The organism is Staphylococcus sp. GDH8C109P, assembly GCF_017893405.1.
Classification (GTDB): Bacteria; Bacillota; Bacilli; order Staphylococcales; family Staphylococcaceae; genus Staphylococcus; species Staphylococcus cohnii.
Genome location: NZ_JAESMX010000023.1, coordinates 1 through 18,384, shown reverse-complemented (window position 1 = coordinate 18,384; position 18,384 = coordinate 1). Strand labels below are relative to the sequence as shown.

At 31.2% G+C, this 18,384-nt stretch carries 20 protein-coding genes and 2 tRNA genes; 21 read left to right on the top strand and 1 reads right to left on the bottom strand.

What is annotated here, in order from left to right; translation table 11 throughout:
* Nucleotides 1-10 precede the first annotated feature (10 nt).
* From csoR to KA867_RS11900, 3 genes are all read left to right on the top strand, one after another.
* The gene (gene csoR / locus KA867_RS11910) at nt 11-304 is read left to right on the top strand and encodes a copper-sensing transcriptional repressor CsoR (RefSeq protein WP_210138166.1); all 294 of its coding nucleotides are present in this window, start codon (nt 11-13) and stop codon (nt 302-304) included.
* Nucleotides 305-318: 14 nt separating this feature from the next.
* Complete coding sequence (csoZ, locus tag KA867_RS11905; protein WP_107384548.1) at nt 319-525, top strand: putative copper chaperone CsoZ; 207 nt, start codon at nt 319-321, stop codon at nt 523-525.
* A gap of 258 nt (nt 526-783) precedes the next feature.
* On the top strand, nt 784-924 hold the full coding sequence (locus KA867_RS11900) for an Lmo0850 family protein (RefSeq protein WP_002482742.1): 141 nt from the start codon (nt 784-786) through the stop codon (nt 922-924).
* A gap of 437 nt (nt 925-1,361) precedes the next feature.
* On the opposite strand, the gene KA867_RS11895 is transcribed toward KA867_RS11900, so the two are convergent.
* Nucleotides 1,362-2,549 (bottom strand): FtsW/RodA/SpoVE family cell cycle protein, encoded by a 1,188-nt coding sequence (locus tag KA867_RS11895; protein WP_210138165.1) that lies wholly within the window; start codon nt 2,547-2,549, stop codon nt 1,362-1,364.
* Between the two features lie 259 nt (nt 2,550-2,808).
* Between KA867_RS11895 and KA867_RS11890 the strand changes: the two genes are divergently transcribed.
* From KA867_RS11890 to KA867_RS11805, 18 genes are all read left to right on the top strand, one after another.
* Nucleotides 2,809-3,879 (top strand): D-alanine--D-alanine ligase, encoded by a 1,071-nt coding sequence (locus KA867_RS11890; RefSeq protein WP_210138164.1) that lies wholly within the window; start codon nt 2,809-2,811, stop codon nt 3,877-3,879.
* A gap of 12 nt (nt 3,880-3,891) precedes the next feature.
* Nucleotides 3,892-5,247 carry a UDP-N-acetylmuramoyl-tripeptide--D-alanyl-D-alanine ligase gene (locus KA867_RS11885; RefSeq protein WP_210138163.1) on the top strand — a complete coding sequence of 452 codons (1,356 nt, stop codon included), beginning with the start codon at nt 3,892-3,894 and terminating at the stop codon, nt 5,245-5,247.
* 398 nt (nt 5,248-5,645) lie between these two features.
* Nucleotides 5,646-7,163, top strand: a complete 1,518-nt coding sequence (gene cshA / locus KA867_RS11880; RefSeq protein ID WP_019468003.1) for a degradosome RNA helicase CshA — start codon at nt 5,646-5,648, stop codon at nt 7,161-7,163.
* Nucleotides 7,164-7,387: 224 nt separating this feature from the next.
* Complete coding sequence (locus tag KA867_RS11875) at nt 7,388-7,867, top strand: PH domain-containing protein (protein ID WP_210138162.1); 480 nt, start codon at nt 7,388-7,390, stop codon at nt 7,865-7,867.
* Entirely contained in the window at nt 7,860-9,365 is a 1,506-nt protein-coding gene (locus KA867_RS11870) for a PH domain-containing protein (protein ID WP_210138161.1), read from the top strand. The genes KA867_RS11875 and KA867_RS11870 overlap by 8 nt, the downstream gene beginning before the upstream one ends.
* Nucleotides 9,358-9,849 carry a PH domain-containing protein gene (locus tag KA867_RS11865; protein ID WP_210138160.1) on the top strand — a complete coding sequence of 164 codons (492 nt, stop codon included), beginning with the start codon at nt 9,358-9,360 and terminating at the stop codon, nt 9,847-9,849. Before KA867_RS11870 ends, KA867_RS11865 begins: the two co-directional genes overlap by 8 nt.
* Before the next feature lie 35 nt (nt 9,850-9,884).
* On the top strand, nt 9,885-10,235 hold the full coding sequence (acpS, locus tag KA867_RS11860; protein WP_210138159.1) for a holo-ACP synthase: 351 nt from the start codon (nt 9,885-9,887) through the stop codon (nt 10,233-10,235).
* 105 nt (nt 10,236-10,340) lie between these two features.
* Complete coding sequence (gene alr / locus KA867_RS11855) at nt 10,341-11,489, top strand: alanine racemase (RefSeq protein ID WP_210138158.1); 1,149 nt, start codon at nt 10,341-10,343, stop codon at nt 11,487-11,489.
* Nucleotides 11,490-11,576: 87 nt separating this feature from the next.
* Nucleotides 11,577-11,747 (top strand): type II toxin-antitoxin system antitoxin MazE, encoded by a 171-nt coding sequence (gene mazE, locus KA867_RS11850; protein ID WP_019468009.1) that lies wholly within the window; start codon nt 11,577-11,579, stop codon nt 11,745-11,747.
* On the top strand, nt 11,744-12,106 hold the full coding sequence (locus KA867_RS11845) for a type II toxin-antitoxin system PemK/MazF family toxin (protein ID WP_019468010.1): 363 nt from the start codon (nt 11,744-11,746) through the stop codon (nt 12,104-12,106). Before mazE ends, KA867_RS11845 begins: the two co-directional genes overlap by 4 nt.
* A 343-nt stretch (nt 12,107-12,449) precedes the next feature.
* A complete protein-coding gene (locus KA867_RS11840; RefSeq protein ID WP_210138157.1) occupies nt 12,450-13,451 on the top strand; it encodes a SpoIIE family protein phosphatase in 1,002 nt (333 codons plus the stop codon).
* A 68-nt stretch (nt 13,452-13,519) separates the two neighbouring features.
* On the top strand, nt 13,520-13,846 hold the full coding sequence (locus KA867_RS11835) for an anti-sigma factor antagonist (RefSeq protein WP_019468012.1): 327 nt from the start codon (nt 13,520-13,522) through the stop codon (nt 13,844-13,846).
* Between the two features lies 1 nt (nt 13,847).
* The gene (rsbW, locus tag KA867_RS11830) at nt 13,848-14,330 is read left to right on the top strand and encodes an anti-sigma B factor RsbW (protein ID WP_019468013.1); all 483 of its coding nucleotides are present in this window, start codon (nt 13,848-13,850) and stop codon (nt 14,328-14,330) included.
* Nucleotides 14,305-15,075, top strand: coding sequence for an RNA polymerase sigma factor SigB (sigB, locus tag KA867_RS11825; protein WP_210138156.1), 771 nt, complete (start codon nt 14,305-14,307; stop codon nt 15,073-15,075). Before rsbW ends, sigB begins: the two co-directional genes overlap by 26 nt.
* A gap of 144 nt (nt 15,076-15,219) precedes the next feature.
* On the top strand, nt 15,220-17,370 hold the full coding sequence (locus KA867_RS11820) for a Tex family protein (protein ID WP_210138155.1): 2,151 nt from the start codon (nt 15,220-15,222) through the stop codon (nt 17,368-17,370).
* Entirely contained in the window at nt 17,363-17,815 is a 453-nt protein-coding gene (locus KA867_RS11815; protein WP_210138154.1) for a SprT family protein, read from the top strand. The genes KA867_RS11820 and KA867_RS11815 overlap by 8 nt, the downstream gene beginning before the upstream one ends.
* A gap of 350 nt (nt 17,816-18,165) precedes the next feature.
* Nucleotides 18,166-18,248 (top strand) — tRNA-Leu (locus tag KA867_RS11810).
* A 33-nt stretch (nt 18,249-18,281) separates the two neighbouring features.
* Nucleotides 18,282-18,355, top strand: a tRNA-Gly gene (locus KA867_RS11805).
* The last annotated feature ends 29 nt before the right edge of the window (nt 18,356-18,384 follow it).

Below are 18,384 nucleotides of genomic sequence, written 5' to 3'. Positions count from 1 at the left end.
GCGTTGAATCATGGCCGATTTGCAAAAAGCGCATCATTCTGAACAAATTAAATCAAATTTAAAATCTCGTTTAAATCGTATTGAAGGTCAAGTGAGAGCAATCAATCGTATGGTAGATGAAGATGTATATTGTGATGATGTACTTACACAAATAAGAGCAACAAGATCAGCACTTAACAGTGTTGCTACGAAACTGCTGGATCATCATATGAAAAGTTGTATCATGGATAAAGTAAATCAAGGTGAGCAACAAGAAGCGATGGATGAGTTATTAGTGACTTTTCAAAAGTTAATGAAAGACTAGATCAGGTGACGTTAATGGAATCACAAATTATATATTTAAGTAAAATAAATCATAAACAAGATAAGCTTCAAATAGAAAATAAATTATCACAAATCATTGGTGTGAACCATGTCTTAGTTGATATTGAAAAAGCTCAAGTGTTTATAGAATTTGAAACACCAGCGAGCTTAAACAATTTAGAAAAAGACATATATGATTTAGGATTTGAAATTTTATATTAAGTTAGCCTATGCCTATTGAAATGTTATCTTACTCAAATCATGTCATAAAAGATTGGTATGAAATCATTAATAAACTCGCACTGATTTATATTCTATTTTTGAATTTTAATAGTTAAAATAGTTATTAAGTGAAAATTTTAAAACTACGTAATAAAACAAAAATTATTTTATAAAAATAAAGAAAATTTCAATAACATGTAGTAATTTGTAAATAAATAGGGTAAAATAGAATAGAAGCTAGAAGTTAGGAGTGATGATATGAGTAAAGATAACGAAAAGATTCAAAATGTAGTTAAACTATTATCATCATTAGGGGTAAACATAAAGAAAACTAAATCAAGATTAGAAGTCATGCATACTTTACCAACGACTGTGAAAGCCGCTAACGAATTGAAATAGTGAGTTACCCATACTAAGCATAAAGCATATATGCAAACTTTGAGAGGCTGAGACAAATTTATTGTCTCAGCCTCTTATTGTTATATTGACAGTCAGTCTTGACAGATTGTACAGAAGCAATCATTTTAAATAAATTAAATTGCATCATAGCGCATTTGATGTGTGTGATTGAATGGATTAGTTACATCCATAAATAAAAGCGTTGGAAACATTTTGATCTCTCTTTTATCAATTGATTTATTCAACAAAATAAACACCACCACTGTTTATTTTTATATATCATAATATTTTACGTATAATATTAGCAGTGATTTGGGCCGACTCCTGCGGGAAGAGCACTAGCCGAAGACTATAGTCTAAGGCAGTGTCCCTAGAAAGCGTGCACAAAAAAACTGCCAACAAAGTCGGTGGCTTTGTCGACAGTTTGAGACAAATATTTATTTGTTTTGAGTTGTATATTGTCTAGATTGGTGGTAATAAATTGATAATATAACACCTATACCACACATTAAACTCCATAATGAGCTACCACCATAACTAATAAATGGTAATGGTATACCAGTGATTGGTAATAGTTGAATAGTCATACCAATATTTTCTAAGATATGGAAGAGTATCATCGTCGTAAATCCAATGATGAAAATTTTACTAAATGGTAGTTCTATTTTAGTGGCAAGTTGTACTAGATGAAAAATAAACGCTAGAAAAATCAATATCAAAATGACAGAACCAATAAAACCAAATTCTTCCCCGATAACTGAGAAAATAAAATCAGTGTGATTTTCTGGAATATAAACTTCACCTTGATTGAATCCTTTTCCAAATAATTGACCCGATCCAATCGCTTTAAGTGACTCAGTTAAATGAAATCCATCCCCACTACTATAAGTATAAGGATCAAGCCACGAATTGATACGACTTAATTGATAAGGTTGAATACCGAAACTATTTTCCAATATAGAAGGTTTATAAATTACAGATAATATTACTGTCGAAGCGATAACGACTGCTCCTATTAATAACGGAGCTAGTATTTTCCACGTTATGCCACTGATTATCATAACACCAATAATAATCGCAAAAATAACTAATGTTGTACCTAAATCATTTTGCAATAATATAAGTACCATTGGTATAAAGGCTATACCGATAATTTTAAAGAATAATTTAAAATCAGTTTCTATAGATTTGTTAAAAGTAAATTGATTATGTTTTGTTACAATTTTAGCTAATGCTAAAATCATAACTATTTTCATAAATTCAGATGGTTGGACACTGATTGGACCAACTGTATACCAACTTTTTGCTCCGTTAATAATCGGTGTGATAGGAGTTTCTGGAATAATCAGTAATAGTAACAATGAGAAACAAAGTATAATATAAAGAGAATATGTATATTTCATAAGTTTTTTAGGTGAAATTAACATGATTAACAATGCGATGATCGCCCCAAAAACATAATATAATATCTGACGTATACTAAAGTTAGCGCTATATTGGCCTCCACCCATTGCAGAACTAATTAATGTAATACTAATGATAGCGAATAATGCGATGAAGCCAATTAAAATCCAGTCTATTTTTCGGATCCAATGATTATTTTTTGATTGACGTGAAGTATTCATTTCTTACTCCTTTGGAAAACTATTATTTCAAATATATGTAGTATATATAGATTTTACCGAACTTTATACGATTTTGCTAGAAGTAGGGTATGTAAAACTCAAATAATTATTGTACGAGTATTTAAAGTTTTCACTTTAAATACTTAAAAAACTTCAATATACTAATAAAAAACAATGATTTTACTACTACATAACAAATGCAAAATGCTAATAAATCGTGATATGATGTAGTTTAAGAATTCTATATGGAGGCTAAAATATGGCTAAAGAAAATGTTTGTATCGTATATGGAGGTAAAAGTGCTGAACATGATGTTTCAATATTAACGGCACAAAATGTCTTAAATGCGATTGATAAAGAAAAATATCAAGTGGACATTATTTACATAACAAACGATAGTGATTGGAAAAAGAAAGAAAATATCGTAGATCCTATAGATGACATAGATACGTTACGATTAGCAGAAGTTCCTGCTGGAGAAATCTCCAAATTATTGAATGAAGGAAGCCTAGGCACAGCATATAGTGCAGTTTTTCCATTATTACATGGACCGAATGGTGAAGATGGGACAATTCAAGGTTTATTTGAAGTATTAGATATACCGTATGTTGGTAATGGCGTGCTAGCAGCCTCAAGTTCAATGGATAAACTTGTAATGAAACAACTATTTGCACATAGAGGATTACCTCAGTTACCCTATGTAAGTTTCTTAAGAAGCGAATATCAAAAATACGAAAACAATATTCTTAAATTAGTACATGATAAGTTAGAATATCCTGTATTTGTGAAACCTGCGAATTTAGGCTCTAGCGTAGGTATTAGTAAGTGTAACGATGAGGAAGAATTAAAAAGAGGTATAGAAGAAGCATTTCAATTCGATCGTAAATTAGTGATTGAGCAAGGCATCGATGCTAGAGAAATTGAAGTGGCTGTCTTAGGTAATGATTATCCTGAAACGACATGGCCTGGCGAGGTAGTTAAAGATGTTGCCTTTTATGATTATAAAGCTAAATATAAAGATGGGAAAATCAAATTAGATATTCCAGCTGACTTAAATGATGAAGTGAAAATGACTTTAAGAAATATGGCTGTAGAGGCTTTTAAAGCAACAGATTGTTCAGGATTATTGCGTGCAGATTTCTTTGTAACTGAAGATAATCAAATTTTTATTAATGAAACAAATGCAATGCCTGGTTTCACTGCTTATAGTATGTATCCAAGTTTATGGGAAAATATGGGTGTCAGTTATGCAGAACTCATAAGTAAATTAATTGAATTAGCAAAAGAAAAACACGAAGATAAAAAGAAAAATAAATACAAAATTGACTGAGGCGGTTAAATCATGATTGAAGTAACTTTAGAACAAATCCAAGATTGGATTCCTTGCGAGATTAATAATGATTATTTAGATTACACAATTAAAGGTGTTTCTATAGACTCAAGAAAAATTGACGAACAGAATTTATTTATTCCATTTAAAGGAGAACACGTCGATGGACATAAATTTGTGAATCAGGCATTGAAAGATGGTGCTGGTGCAGCATTTTATCAGAAAGACAGTGTTTTAGATCCTCAAATTTCTGGTCCTATTATTTGGGTAGATGATACATTGGAAGCATTGCAGCAATTAGCCAAAGCATATTTGGCGTTTGTTAATCCGCATGTGATTGCTGTTACTGGGTCTAACGGTAAAACAACGACTAAAGACATGATTGAAAGTGTATTGAAGCCTCAATTCAAAGTAAAAAAAACGCAAGGAAATTATAACAATGAAATCGGTATGCCATTAACCATTTTGCAATTAGATCAAGATACAGAAATTTCTATTTTAGAAATGGGAATGTCAGGTTTTCATGAAATTGAAGCATTATCACAATTAGCTAATCCAGATATTGCGATCATTACTAATATTGGTGAATCACATATGCAAGATCTAGGGTCTCGTGAAGGTATAGCGAAAGCTAAATCCGAAATTACAATTGGCCTTAAACCTCATGGCTTATTTATTTATGATGGTGATGAACCTTTATTAAAGCCACATGTTGATAAATTAGTGGATTTAGATTTAATTAGTATAGGTAAAAAAGAAAATAATGATTTGGTTTGTCAAATTAACAATATAGATGATGCAGGTATTGTTTTTAATATTAATGGGACTGAAAATTATGAATTACCTATCTTAGGTGAACATAATATGAAAAACGCGACTATAGCGATAGCTGTTGGTAAAAGATTGAACTTGAGTTACGACACGATATATCAAAATATTCAAGATGTTCAACTCACAGGTATGAGAATGGAGCAACATCATACTGATTCAGATATACTTGTTATTAATGATGCATATAATGCGAGTCCAACTAGTATGAAAGCAGCAATTGATACACTCAGTAGCATGGAAGGCCGAAAAATCCTTGTACTGGGTGATGTCTTAGAATTGGGTCCGGACAGTCAAATAATGCATGAAGCTGTTGGAGATTATTTAGTTAATAAACAAATCGATGCGTTATATACTTATGGAAAAGAAGCGGCCCACATTCATCATACAGGCAAAACATTTGTGAAGTCCGCGGAACACTATACAGATAAAACAGCACTGATTAAGTCATTAAAAACAAATATTGAACCACAAGATAAAATATTAATAAAAGGTTCAAGAGGGATGCAATTAGAAGAAGTTGTAGAAGCCCTCATTTAAAATTATGAACACCACATTTTCATTACTTTTAATAATGTAAATAGTGGTGTTTTATTTTTGTTTGTTTATAAAATAATGATATGTAGCAATATTTAGTAATTTGAATCAGTATATTTAAACTACTAAATATTTGAAAACACTAATAATTATCAAGATAAATAAATCTACAAATTTTTTTCGAAAGAAAAAAATAAATACCGAAAAATAAAATTAAACGCTTACAACCTATATATCACAGTATTTTCTCAGTATATTGTGATTATAAATGAGGAAATTTAGACCATTATTATAAATTTGGTTTATTGCGATTATAGTCTTGAGGTGGTACTATAAAGAAGTTGAAGAAACTTAGATGAACATATATGTAGAGAAATACAGATAAATAAAGGAGAATTATATTGCAAAATTTTAAAGAATTAGGGATCTCAGATAAAACGGTAGAAACCCTAGTATCAATGGGGTTCGATGAGGCCACTCCTATACAAAAAGAGAGTATCCCTCTTGCCTTAGAAGGTAAGGATGTTCTTGGTCAAGCGCAAACAGGTACAGGAAAAACTGGCGCTTTTGGTATTCCACTTATTGAGAAAGTGGCAGGACAAGACGGAGTTCAATCATTAATATTAGCACCAACAAGAGAATTAGCGATGCAAGTTGCTGAATCACTTAGAACGTTTGCGACAGGTCAAAATGTACAGATAGTAACTGTATTTGGTGGTATGCCAATAGATCGTCAAATTAAATCACTTAAAAAGGGCCCACAAATTGTTGTAGGAACACCTGGACGTGTTATCGATCATTTAAATCGTCGTACATTAAAAACAAACGATATTCATACATTAATATTAGATGAAGCAGATGAAATGATGAATATGGGCTTTATTGATGATATGAAATTTATTATGGATAAAATACCAGCTGCGCAGCGTCAAACAATGCTGTTTTCAGCTACAATGCCAAAAGCTATTCAAACTTTAGTGCAACAATTTATGAAATCACCAGAAATTGTTAAAACTATGAATAATGAGATGTCAGATCCTCAAATAGATGAATATTACACAATTGTAAAAGAATTAGAAAAATTTGATACATTTACAAATTTCTTAGATGTACATCAACCTGAGTTAGCAATTGTTTTTGGTCGTACGAAGCGTCGTGTTGACGAATTAACAAGTGCGTTAATTTCAAAAGGTTATAAAGCTGAAGGTTTACATGGTGATATCACACAAGCTAAACGTTTAGAAGTATTGAAGAAATTTAAAAACGATCAATTGGATATCTTAGTTGCTACAGATGTTGCAGCAAGAGGCCTTGATATATCTGGCGTAAGTCATGTTTACAATTTTGATATACCTCAAGATACGGAAAGCTATACACACAGAATTGGCCGTACAGGTCGTGCTGGTAAAAAAGGTGTAGCAATCACTTTTGTTAATCCAATTGAAATGGATTATATCCGTCAAATAGAACAAGCAAACAAACGACAAATGACAGCATTGAGACCACCTCATCGTAAAGAAGTGCTTAAAGCACGTGAAGACGATATTAAAGGTAAAGTTCAAAACTGGATGTCAAGAGATAGCGAACCAAGACTAGAACGTATTGCAACAGAATTACTTGAAGAATATAATGATGTGAATTTAGTAGCAGCATTACTACAAGAGTTAGTTGAATCAAACGATGAAGTTGATGTTCAATTAACATTTGAAAAACCATTATCTCGAGGCAAAGGTCGTCAAGGTAAAGGTGGACCAAAACGTGGCGGTGGAAACCATAAACGTGGTGGCGGCAAATTCGATAGCAGAAATCGTCGTCCAAATAAAGGCGGCTTCAACAATAAAAAGAAAAATGATAGATCATCAGATAGAAACAACAAAAAATCAATGAAAGGTCGCACATTCGCCGACCATAAAAAATAAAATACTTTATCATATATGAATTTTAGGTTTAGTCACTCCAATTTATTGGGGTGACTTTTTTATATATTAAAGTAATAAAGACGCGTTAAAAACGATTAGAAAATGTGCATAATTATAAAACCAATCAGAAAATATTTGAATGATCATCTAGTTCTAAGACTATAATGAAGCAAGCATATCGCTATGTTATAATGAATTGAAAAATTTTATTAAGGAGTGTAATTATGACTAACGACCAACAATTTAGGCGTAGCCCTAAGCAAGCAATGAGATATTATTACATACTTGAAGTTCTTGAATTGATTGTTAGTTTAATATTTATGGTGGCATTAGTGTTTTTATGGAGTCATTATAATTGGTGGCATTTTTTAATTTACATATTTATTGCAATAATAATTTTTGATGTTATCTATATGCTATTAAGACCTTGGTTGAAGTATAAATACACATTTTATTGTGTGAAAGACCACTATATAGAAATAAAAAAGGGATTATTTTTTAAAAAGTATGAAATTGTTAAATTTGAACGTACACAATTTTTAAAAAGAAAAAGCAACCCATTATTAAGGCAATTACATATATCAAAGCTAACTTTGATGACAGCTGGACATTCACTTGATTTCCCATTGATGTTAACAAAGGAAATTGAAGTATTTGAACATAATATTTTAGAATACTTACGAGGAGCTGATTACGATGTATAGTCCTCAAAAATTACATCCAATTTCTTATATTACTGGAATAATTGAAGCGATTAAGCAAAATATTATTTTAATTATCATTTTTTTAGTTTTCAATTTACGTGACTTTGATTTTACCGATTATAAATCATATATCTATCCAGGAATTGTTACTATTATTTTTTTAATCTCGTTTGTATTACAAATATTAAAGGTTTATAACACTAGATACTGGATTGAAAATGATCATTTTATCTTGGCTACCGGTATTTTTAGCAAAGAAAAAAAAGAGTTAAATATACGGAGAATTCAAACGCTAGATACCTCACAAGGTATTATTAATCAAATTGTTGGTGGGGTAATACTTCAAATTAAAACACCAAGTGATGGTATAGAGTTAGATACAGTATCAAAAAAGCAAAGTGATTTTATCCAGCAAACCTTAAAAGAAAAGCAACAAAGCTTAACTCAAAATAGCGAAATCAATGACACTGATACTTCGTTTGCAGAGCAGGATACTGAAAAAGAGCAAAATATGCAGTCACCAGCTATGAATATCTATAAACTAAATTTTAAAGAACTTTTATTTATGGCTTTAACGAGTGGTGTAATTGGTGTAGCTTTTGCAACACTTTCACCAATTATGTTTGCACTTAATGACATTATACCTTGGGACAAAATTACAGATACATTTTCTGAAATCTTTCAAGCTACTTTTATGATTATTTTAATGATTGTCATATTAGTCATTGTAGCAAGTTATATTTTTGGAACTGTCATTGAGATAATAAGAAATTTCAATTATACGGTTACGCAGCAAGGGACACAATTAAATATTCAGTATGGTTTGTTTAATGTCAAAAGCATTACTGTACCGACTGACCGAGTGCAAGCAATCGTAGAACGTCAATCATTTTTAAGGAAGTTATTTGGCTATACTTCAATTCATTTCGTTATTACCAGTGACATGGATAGTTTAGATAAAGATGATGTTACACTAGGTGGCAATGTAATGATCTTGCCATTTATTAAGAGAAAAAAAGCATTTGAACTTATAAAGCATCTTATTCCGGATATGAAATTTACGAAACCGAAACTAGGCATGCCTTGGAGAGGATTTCATAGATATTTTTGGAGAGAGTCTCTAGTATTACTTATTGGTGCTGCGATTGGTACTTATTATTGGTCTACCTGGTCGTTTGTTATTGCAGGGGGCTTAATTTTATTAATGATTCTTCATAGTTTTATCGTTATTAAGTATTCAGGCTTGAATTTAAATCGTGATGAATTAGTTGTACGGAATGTAACCATGTTTGGATTTAAAAGCACATACTTTAAACACAATAAATTATTAGGGATGCAGATGTCAGAAAATCCTTTTCTAATTCGCAGTAGCCTAACGAACTTTAAGTTTATAATTGCCAAGGCTGCTGGTAGTGCAGAAATAGGATTGAAATATAGCGATGTCACTAATGTAGAGGCACTAAAGTCATGGTATTTGAGAGGTGATTTTGATGAATGAATATAATTATATGCATAAATCTGGTAAAACAGTAATGTGTATTACTTCTATAATTACAGGAATCCTATTAATTTTAATTTTATCAATTGTTACAATAATTGATAAAATATGGCTACATTTCATAAGTTCTAAAGTATTGTTTTGGTTATGGACGATTAATATCACACTTGCATTAATTGTTATAATAATAGGTGGGATTATAGCACCAATTTATAGATATAAAATATTTAGATATAAGCTAGAAAATCAAGAAATAACGGTTAGAAATGGTTTGTGGTTTGTTAATGTAGTAAACATTCCTTTGTTTCGTATTCAAAATGTAGATACACGTGAGGGTATCATAATGCGAAAATATAATTTAGCGAGTTTAACCTTGTCTACAGCTGGTGGGAATACTGAAATAAAGTTAATTGACAAAAATAAAGCAAATGCTTTAAAGCAAGAAATAAAAAAAGGTAATTATTCTATGCAACAGAGTTTATAATATAAATACTTGTCATAGAAAGTTAGGAGTAACTAATGATATATGGTATTGGCATTGATTTAATTGAAATTGATAGAATTAAAAAACTTTACCACAGACAAGACAAATTAGTAGAACGTGTTTTGTCAAAAAATGAGCAAAATTGCTTTCACCAGTTTAAAAGTGAATCTCGTAAAATAGAATTTTTAGCGGGAAGGTTCACCTGTAAAGAAGCCTTTAGCAAAGCGCTCGGTACCGGACTCGGTAAAAAGATTGCATTAAATGAAATTGACTGTTTTAATGATGAACTTGGTAAACCATGTATAAATTATGATGGTTTTACAGTTCATGTAAGTATTTCACATACAGAACATTACGCGGTGAGTCAAGTCATTATAGAAAAATAGAACTATTTTAATATAAAGATTTGGCTATCTTTATTTAATTGTTATAAACTTAACTTAATGTATGTCAAAGCGTAATTTTATTTTTTGAAATGGAGGTCTCGTTTCATGACTGATAAGTATTATAGATCCACTTATTTAAACGTAGATTTAAATGCAATTGTGGCAAATTTTCAAGTTTTTCAAAAATTACATCCAAATAAAACGGTGATGCCAATCGTAAAAGCAAATGCTTATGGGCTTGGCAGTGTGAAAATAGCACGGCATCTAATGGATCATGGGGCTGATTTTTTTGGCGTAGCAACTTTAGATGAAGCGATAGAATTAAGAATGCACGGTATAGATGCCAAAATTTTAATACTGGGAGTTATACCTACATATAATATAAATAAAGCCATACAACATCGTGTAGCCATTACCGTTCCATCAAAAGCATGGTTAGTTGAAGCATTAGAAGAAATTCCAGTAGATAACGACAAAGATTTATGGTTGCATGTAAAAATAGATACTGGTATGGGAAGATTAGGCATTAAAGATACAAATGAGTACAAAGAAATTATTGAGTTGATCAATAATCATGAGCATTTAGTATTTGAAGGCGTGTTTACACATTTTGCTTGTGCAGATGAGCCTGGAGAATCGATGAATCAACAACAAAGTTTATTTGAATCAATTGTCAATGAAGATGAAAAACCACAATATATACATTCACAAAATTCTGCAGGTGCATTAATGAAAGATAGCCAATTTTGTAATACAGTACGAGTGGGTATATCATTATATGGTTACTATCCCTCTGCTTATGTCAAAGACAGTGTGAAAATACATTTAAAGCCAAGCGCACAATGGATTAGTGAAATTGTACAAACAAAAGTCTTACAACCTGGAGAATCTGTTAGTTATGGCAGCATTTACACAGCAACAGAACCTACAAAAATAGGTATCATTCCCGTTGGATATGCAGATGGTTTTCCAAGAATGATGACCGGATTTTCTGTCAATGTTAATGGCAGACAATGTGAAATTGTTGGAAAAGTTTGCATGGATCAAATAATTATTAAAATTCCAGAAGAAATTCAAACAGGAGATAAAGTGATATTGTTGGATCATCATTCGGACAGTCAACAATCTGTGGAAGCGCTGGCATATCAACAACATACAATCAATTATGAAGTTTTATGTCGTTTGAGCAGAAGGTTACCACGTATATATTATGGTACCCAAGACCTAGAAATCCTCAATGAATTACTAAAATAGTATAGTCACTGTATTTAAAATTTGTTATTATATATCTAACAAGAAATCTCAATATATTCTATTTTAGTCACATGGAGGTCTTTATTCATGGCAAGTTTTAATCAAAACAGAAATCATAGTATTGAACAACTTTTAAAAGAAGGCTATTCTCAAATGGCTGACTTGAATCTCTCCCTTGCGGCGGAAGCATTTCCATTTGAATGTGAAGCTTGCGATTGCAATGAAGTCTACATTATATCTAAGAATAACAATGAATGATGAGAAGAGGAGACGTTTATTTAGCTGATTTGTCACCAGTACAGGGTTCTGAACAAGGGGGAATAAGACCCGTAGTCATTATACAAAATGATACTGGTAACAAGTATAGTCCTACCGTAATTGTAGCTGCAATTACAGGTAGGATTAATAAAGCTAAAATACCTACACATGTAGAAATAGAAAAAAGCAAGTATAAACTCGACAAAGATTCTGTTATATTGTTAGAGCAAATACGGACTTTAGATAAAAATAGATTAAAAGAAAAGCTGACATATTTATCTGAAGAAAAAATGCAAGAAGTTAATAATGCTATAGATATTAGCCTAGGTTTACATAATATTAGAAATCATAGAACATAATTTTTAAAAGCGAGCGTAATAAAATAGCGAATGATAGACATCAATTCCTTATACATGCAACAAACACTTAATTGCAAGATAATTTGAAATAGAACAGAGAAAACATAGCATGTGTTTGTAATCAAATATTTTTGAATAGGATGTTTAAGTTGAAAAGCTTTAGGTTATCCTAAAGCTTTTTTCGATATCAACGTAAATCATATATTTAAAAATATTTTGTTTTGGTAGAAATGAAAACTGTATTGCTTGTTTAATCATTTAATACACATACATATAACAGAATATATTCATGTTAAAACCGATGTATGCGATTTATATTTGCATTTTGAGGAGGAAATACTGAGTGAAAGAGTTCAAAAATCAATATAAAGCGCTAATTGACGAAAGTCTACACACAATAAATGAGACAGATTTATTAAAAAAGTGTGAAGGCTTTACTGAAGAAGTGAAAAGAAAAGACTTACTACCTGAAGACATCGTTGAAATTCATAAAAATTATGTTCAAGTCTTAGAGTTAGATAATGAACAAATTACTAAAACATTTAATGTGCTTAAAGAGGTAGTAAAAGGATTTGGCTATAATTATAGAGATTATCAAGATCTTGTAAATCGATTACAATATCATGATAAAGAAATCGACTTAGCATCTCGTTTACAACAAACGATGCTTAAGACTGATATTCCTCAATTTGATAGTATACAAATCGGTGTAATTTCTGTAGCGGCGCAAAAGGTAAGCGGTGATTACTTTAACTTAATAGATCATAAAGATGGTACGATGAGTTTTGCGGTAGCAGATGTTATAGGTAAAGGTATACCTGCTGCATTAGCTATGAGTATGATCAAATTTGGTATGGATTCATATGGGCATTCACAATTGCCAAGCGATGGGCTTAAAAGATTGAACCGTGTGGTAGAAAAAAATGTGAATCAAAATATGTTCGTAACAATGTTTTATGGGTTATATGAAGAATTAAATCACTTATTATATTGTAGTTCTGCCGGTCATGAACCAGGGTATATTTATAGAGCTGAAACCGAAACATTCGAAGAAATTAAAGTGAGAGGTCGCGTTTTAGGTGTCAGCCAACAAACAAGATACAATCAGCAAGAAATACCAGTTCATTTAGATGACCTAGTCATCATTTTTACAGATGGTGTCACTGAAGTTAGAAATGAAGTAGGCGACTTTTTAGATAAAAGTTACCTACTCGACATGATAAAAAAGTATAAACATATGCATCCACAAGATATCGTTCAACTTTTATATGAGGCAATTTTAAAAATACAGAATCCAGAAAAAAGAGATGATTTAACAATATTGATTATAAAAAGAGTGAATTAAAGAAGATTAATGATTAAAATAAAAGGGTATAACGGTTATTAATGAGACTATGCTTAGGAGTGTAATTTATGAATCTAAATATTGAAACAATATCACATGATACACATTATGAAGTCAAAGTTGGCGGAGAATTAGATGTTTATACTGTTCCGGAACTTGAAGAGGTGCTCGTGCCGATGAGACAAGAGGGAACACATGACATATATGTAAATTTGGAAAATGTAAGTTATATGGATTCAACTGGTTTAGGGTTATTTGTGGGAACATTAAAAGCTTTAAATCAAAATGATAAAGAATTATATATTTTAGGTGCTTCAGATCGAATAAGTCGACTATTTGATATCACAGGTTTAAAAGATTTGATGCATGTTAATGAAGGAACGGAGGTCGAATAACATGCAACTTAAACAAGATTATATAGAAATGCGTTTACCAGCATCAGCAGAGTATGTAAGTTTAATACGTTTGACATTATCAGGTGTATTTTCTCGTGCTGGAGCTTCATATGACGATATAGAAGATGCCAAAATTGCAGTGAGTGAAGCAGTAACAAATGCAGTAAAACATGCATATAAAAACGATGCTACAGATATAGGTATGATTAACCTTTGTTTTGAAATTTTCGATGATAAAATTAAAATAGTTATTTCCGACCAAGGTGAAAGTTTTGATTATGAAGAAACTAAAGCAAAATTAGGACCATATAAAGATAATGAAAATATAGATTTCCTTAGAGAAGGAGGTCTTGGTTTATTTTTAATTGAATCATTAATGGATGAAGTTACAGTAGATAAAAACTCTGGTGTAACCATTAGCATGATTAAGTATATAAAAAAAGAGCAGGTGCGAAATAATGGCGAGAGAGTCGAAATCAGTTAATGACGTATCACCTGAACAAATCAACCAGTGGATAATGGAGCATCAAAATAATGAGAATACAGATGCACAAGATAAACTTGTTAAACATTATAAAAAGTTGATTGAATCATTGGCATATAAATATTCAAAAGGTCAATCTCATCACGAAGATCTCGTTCAGGTTGGTATGGTTGGTTTAATTGGCGCAATTAACCGATTCGACCTATCTTTTGATAGAAAGTTCGAAGCTTTTTTAGTACCAACTGTAATTGGTGAGATTAAGCGTTATCTACGTGATAAAACGTGGAGTGTGCATGTTCCAAGACGAATTAAAGAAATCGGTCCCCGTATTAAGAAAGTTACTGATGAGTTAACAAATGAATTAGAGCGTTCACCTTCTATTGCAGAAATTGCTGATAAGTTAGAAGTCAATGAAGAAGATGTGCTCGAAGCTATGGAAATGGGGCAAAGTTACAATGCTTTAAGTGTAGATCATTCCATAGAAGCGGATAAAGATGGCTCGACTGTTACATTATTAGATATTATGGGGCAACAAGATGATAATTATGATTTAACAGAAAAGCGTATGATTTTAGAAAAAATACTTCCAATTTTGTCTGAACGTGAAAGAGAAATTATACAGTGCACATTTATTGAAGGTTTGAGTCAAAAAGAAACAGGTGAAAGAATAGGTTTAAGTCAAATGCATGTATCTCGTTTACAACGAACGGCTATAAAAAAACTGCAAGAAGCAGCAAATCAATAAAATACATGCTAAAAGCAGAATTCATTCGATGAATTCTGCTTTTTTATACTTCGTTTACTTTTATAAAAAGAATCAATATAACGTAATATGTTAGAATATATTAGTAATAGTAATTAATTTTTTTATTTATGAGTGGAGGATACTATGGATAGTAATTTAATACAATCTATAAAAGAAAAATATAAATTTTCAAGCAAACAAATTAATGCAGTATTAACTTTGCTTGAAGAAAAAAATACGGTGCCATTTATTGCGCGTTATCGTAAAGAGCAGACTGGCGGTTTAGATGAAGTAGAAATAAAGCAAATTAATGATGAATATCAATATATGGTCAATCTTCAAAAAAGAAAAGAAGAAGTTATACATAATATAGAAGAGCAAGGTTTATTGACTATAGAATTAAAAAATGACATTTTCAAGCAAACTAAACTACAGAGAGTTGAAGATTTATATAGACCTTATAAACAGAAGAAGAAAACAAGAGCTACGGAAGCTAAAAGAAAAGGTTTAGAACCTCTTGCAAAATGGATTAAAAGTTCTAGTTTAGACATGACAATAGAAGAAAAAGCAACACAATTTTTAAATGAAGAAATAGAAAATGTAGAACAAGCAATACAAGGCGCACAAGACATTATCGCTGAAAAAATTTCGGATGAACCAAAATATAGAACTAAAATTCTTAAAGATACTTTCCAACACGGAAAAATCGTTACACAAAAGAAAAAGAATGCTGAGGATGAACAAGAAATTTTTTCAATGTATTACGATTATTCAGAACCAATAAAAAAAATTGCTAACCATAGAACATTAGCAATTAATCGTGGAGAAAAAGAAAAAATATTAACAGTCAAAGTAGAAATGGATATTCAAGGAATTGAAAATTTTATTCGCAAGTATGAAGTAATATATCATCACGATGGTTCGAATATCATTGAAAATGCGATTTCTGATAGTTTAAAAAGATTAATTATGCCTTCAATCGAAAGGGAAATTAGAGGGGATTTAACGGAAAAAGCTGAAAATCATGCTATTGATGTATTTAGCGAGAATTTAAGAAATCTTTTATTACAACCACCAATGAAAGGTAAACAAATTTTAGGTGTGGACCCTGCTTTTAGAACAGGATGTAAATTAGCTGTAATAAACCCTTTTGGTACTTTTGTTGCTAAAGGAGTCATATATCCACATCCACCAGTAAATAAAAAAGAAGACGCGGAGAAAACGTTTATTCAATTTGTAAATAATTATGACGTTGATTTAATTGCTATTGGTAATGGTACTGCTAGTAGAGAAACAGAACAATTTGTAGCTTCAATGATTCAGAAGCATAAATTAAAAACACAATTCATTATAGTTAATGAAGCTGGAGCTTCCGTTTATTCAGCTTCAGAAGTCGCTCGTTCAGAATTCCCAGATTTTCAAGTAGAAGAACGTAGTGCTGTTTCGATTGGAAGAAGAGTGCAAGATCCATTAAGTGAGCTTGTAAAAATTGACCCAAAATCAATTGGAGTTGGTCAATATCAACATGATGTTAACCAAAAAGCGTTGGAAGGCGCGTTAACGTTTGTTGTTGAGACAGCTGTTAACCAAGTGGGGGTTGATGTAAATACGGCTTCACGTTCATTGCTGCAATATGTCTCTGGTTTGTCTTCTTCTATAGCTCAAAATATAATTTTGTATCGTGAAGAAAATGGTCCTATTAAACATAATAAGGATATTGCCAAAGTTAAAAGATTAGGTGCTAAAACATTTGAACAAAGTATTGGTTTTCTAAGAATTATAAATGGCAATGAACCTTTAGATAATACATCAATTCATCCAGAAAGCTACCATGCAACCTATAAATTGCTAAATGAAATAGGTTTTGGTGCAGAAGATTTAGGAAATGATGATTTGAAAGCGGCATTAAATCATGTGGATTTGACGAGCATGGCTGCAAAATTAAACATTGGAAAACCAACGCTTGAAGATATTATCAAATCATTAATTGCACCTAATAGAGATCCTCGTGATGAATTTGAGACACCAATTTTAAAATCAGATGTCTTATCAATAGAAGATTTATCAAAAGATATGAAATTAAGTGGCACTGTAAGAAATGTCGTTGACTTTGGAGCTTTTGTGGATATTGGTGTTAAACAAGATGGGCTTGTACACATTTCAAAATTATCTAAGAAATTTGTTAAAAATCCTATGGATGTTGTCAGTGTTGGAGATATTGTCGATGTTTGGATATTAGACATCGATGACAAGAAAGGAAAAGTTTCATTAACTATGATTGATCCTCATGGATAATGAAAAGCTACAAAAAATGACAGAGTATATTTCTATCACAGTTTTTGAAAGGCCTTTTAAACATAACGCTTATTTTAATAAACGTCTTAGAACAACAGGCGGTCGTTATATACTAAATACACACAATATAGAAATAAATGAAAAACAATATGATGCATTTGGAGAAAATGCCGTTATTGATATTATTAAGCATGAATTATGTCATTACCATCTTCATATTCAAGGAAAGGGATATAAGCATAGAGATAAAGATTTCAAAGTGTTAAGTGCACAGACAGGATCTCCGAGATTTTGTTCAGCGATTGAAAGTTATGAAGATAGGGTCAGGTACATCTATAAATGTTCAAATTGTGGTGCGAAATATACTAGAATAAGAAAAGTGAATATAAATAAGATGTTTTGTGGACACTGTAAAGGTAAACTGATAGAAAAAAAACGTGTTTAAAAACGTGAATTTAATTAAAAAGAGAGTTGATACTTTTCAACTCTCTTTTTATTATGAACCACTTATTATTTGTTATTTTTAGATGAAAATCATTAGATTTATATGAATATTGTTTATTTAAGTAGACAAAACAACTTAAAATGAATATTTACTCTAATTTGTTATTTGTATGTGTTGACGTTGTATAATTTATGTTATATGATATTAAACGTTGCGAAAATAATATGAAATTAAATGAAGGAGTTATTAAGTTTGTTAAAGAAATTTTAAAAACTTATTGACAAAACATTTCAAACATATTATAATGAAATACGTTAACTTGATAAACGAAAGTTTTTAGCGTCAACCGAGCGGCCGTGGCGGAATGGCAGACGCGCTAGGTTGAGGGCCTAGTGGGATTTATCCCGTGGAGGTTCAAGTCCTCTCGGCCGCATCAAAATACTTTACATATCATTTATAAAAATATGCGGGTGTAGTTTAATGGCAAAACCTCAGCCTTCCAAGCTGATGTTGTGGGTTCGATTCCCATCACCCGCTCCATTGAGAAATATTAAAATGAACATTGAAAA

Bases quoted from the DNA above. Each gene is read 5' to 3' on its own strand.
- csoR (WP_210138166.1), top strand. From the start codon at position 11: ATGGCCGATTTGCAAAAAGCGCATCATTCTGAACAAATTAAATCAAAT.
- csoZ (WP_107384548.1), top strand. From the start codon at position 319: ATGGAATCACAAATTATATATTTAAGTAAAATAAATCATAAACAAGAT.
- KA867_RS11900 (WP_002482742.1), top strand. From the start codon at position 784: ATGAGTAAAGATAACGAAAAGATTCAAAATGTAGTTAAACTATTATCA.
- KA867_RS11895 (WP_210138165.1), bottom strand. From the start codon at position 2,549: ATGAATACTTCACGTCAATCAAAAAATAATCATTGGATCCGAAAAATA.
- KA867_RS11890 (WP_210138164.1), top strand. From the start codon at position 2,809: ATGGCTAAAGAAAATGTTTGTATCGTATATGGAGGTAAAAGTGCTGAA.
- KA867_RS11885 (WP_210138163.1), top strand. From the start codon at position 3,892: ATGATTGAAGTAACTTTAGAACAAATCCAAGATTGGATTCCTTGCGAG.
- KA867_RS11875 (WP_210138162.1), top strand. From the start codon at position 7,388: ATGACTAACGACCAACAATTTAGGCGTAGCCCTAAGCAAGCAATGAGA.
- KA867_RS11870 (WP_210138161.1), top strand. From the start codon at position 7,860: ATGTATAGTCCTCAAAAATTACATCCAATTTCTTATATTACTGGAATA.
- KA867_RS11865 (WP_210138160.1), top strand. From the start codon at position 9,358: ATGAATGAATATAATTATATGCATAAATCTGGTAAAACAGTAATGTGT.
- acpS (WP_210138159.1), top strand. From the start codon at position 9,885: ATGATATATGGTATTGGCATTGATTTAATTGAAATTGATAGAATTAAA.
- alr (WP_210138158.1), top strand. From the start codon at position 10,341: ATGACTGATAAGTATTATAGATCCACTTATTTAAACGTAGATTTAAAT.
- mazE (WP_019468009.1), top strand. From the start codon at position 11,577: ATGGCAAGTTTTAATCAAAACAGAAATCATAGTATTGAACAACTTTTA.
- KA867_RS11845 (WP_019468010.1), top strand. From the start codon at position 11,744: ATGATGAGAAGAGGAGACGTTTATTTAGCTGATTTGTCACCAGTACAG.
- KA867_RS11835 (WP_019468012.1), top strand. From the start codon at position 13,520: ATGAATCTAAATATTGAAACAATATCACATGATACACATTATGAAGTC.
- rsbW (WP_019468013.1), top strand. From the start codon at position 13,848: ATGCAACTTAAACAAGATTATATAGAAATGCGTTTACCAGCATCAGCA.
- sigB (WP_210138156.1), top strand. From the start codon at position 14,305: ATGGCGAGAGAGTCGAAATCAGTTAATGACGTATCACCTGAACAAATC.
- KA867_RS11820 (WP_210138155.1), top strand. From the start codon at position 15,220: ATGGATAGTAATTTAATACAATCTATAAAAGAAAAATATAAATTTTCA.
- KA867_RS11815 (WP_210138154.1), top strand. From the start codon at position 17,363: ATGGATAATGAAAAGCTACAAAAAATGACAGAGTATATTTCTATCACA.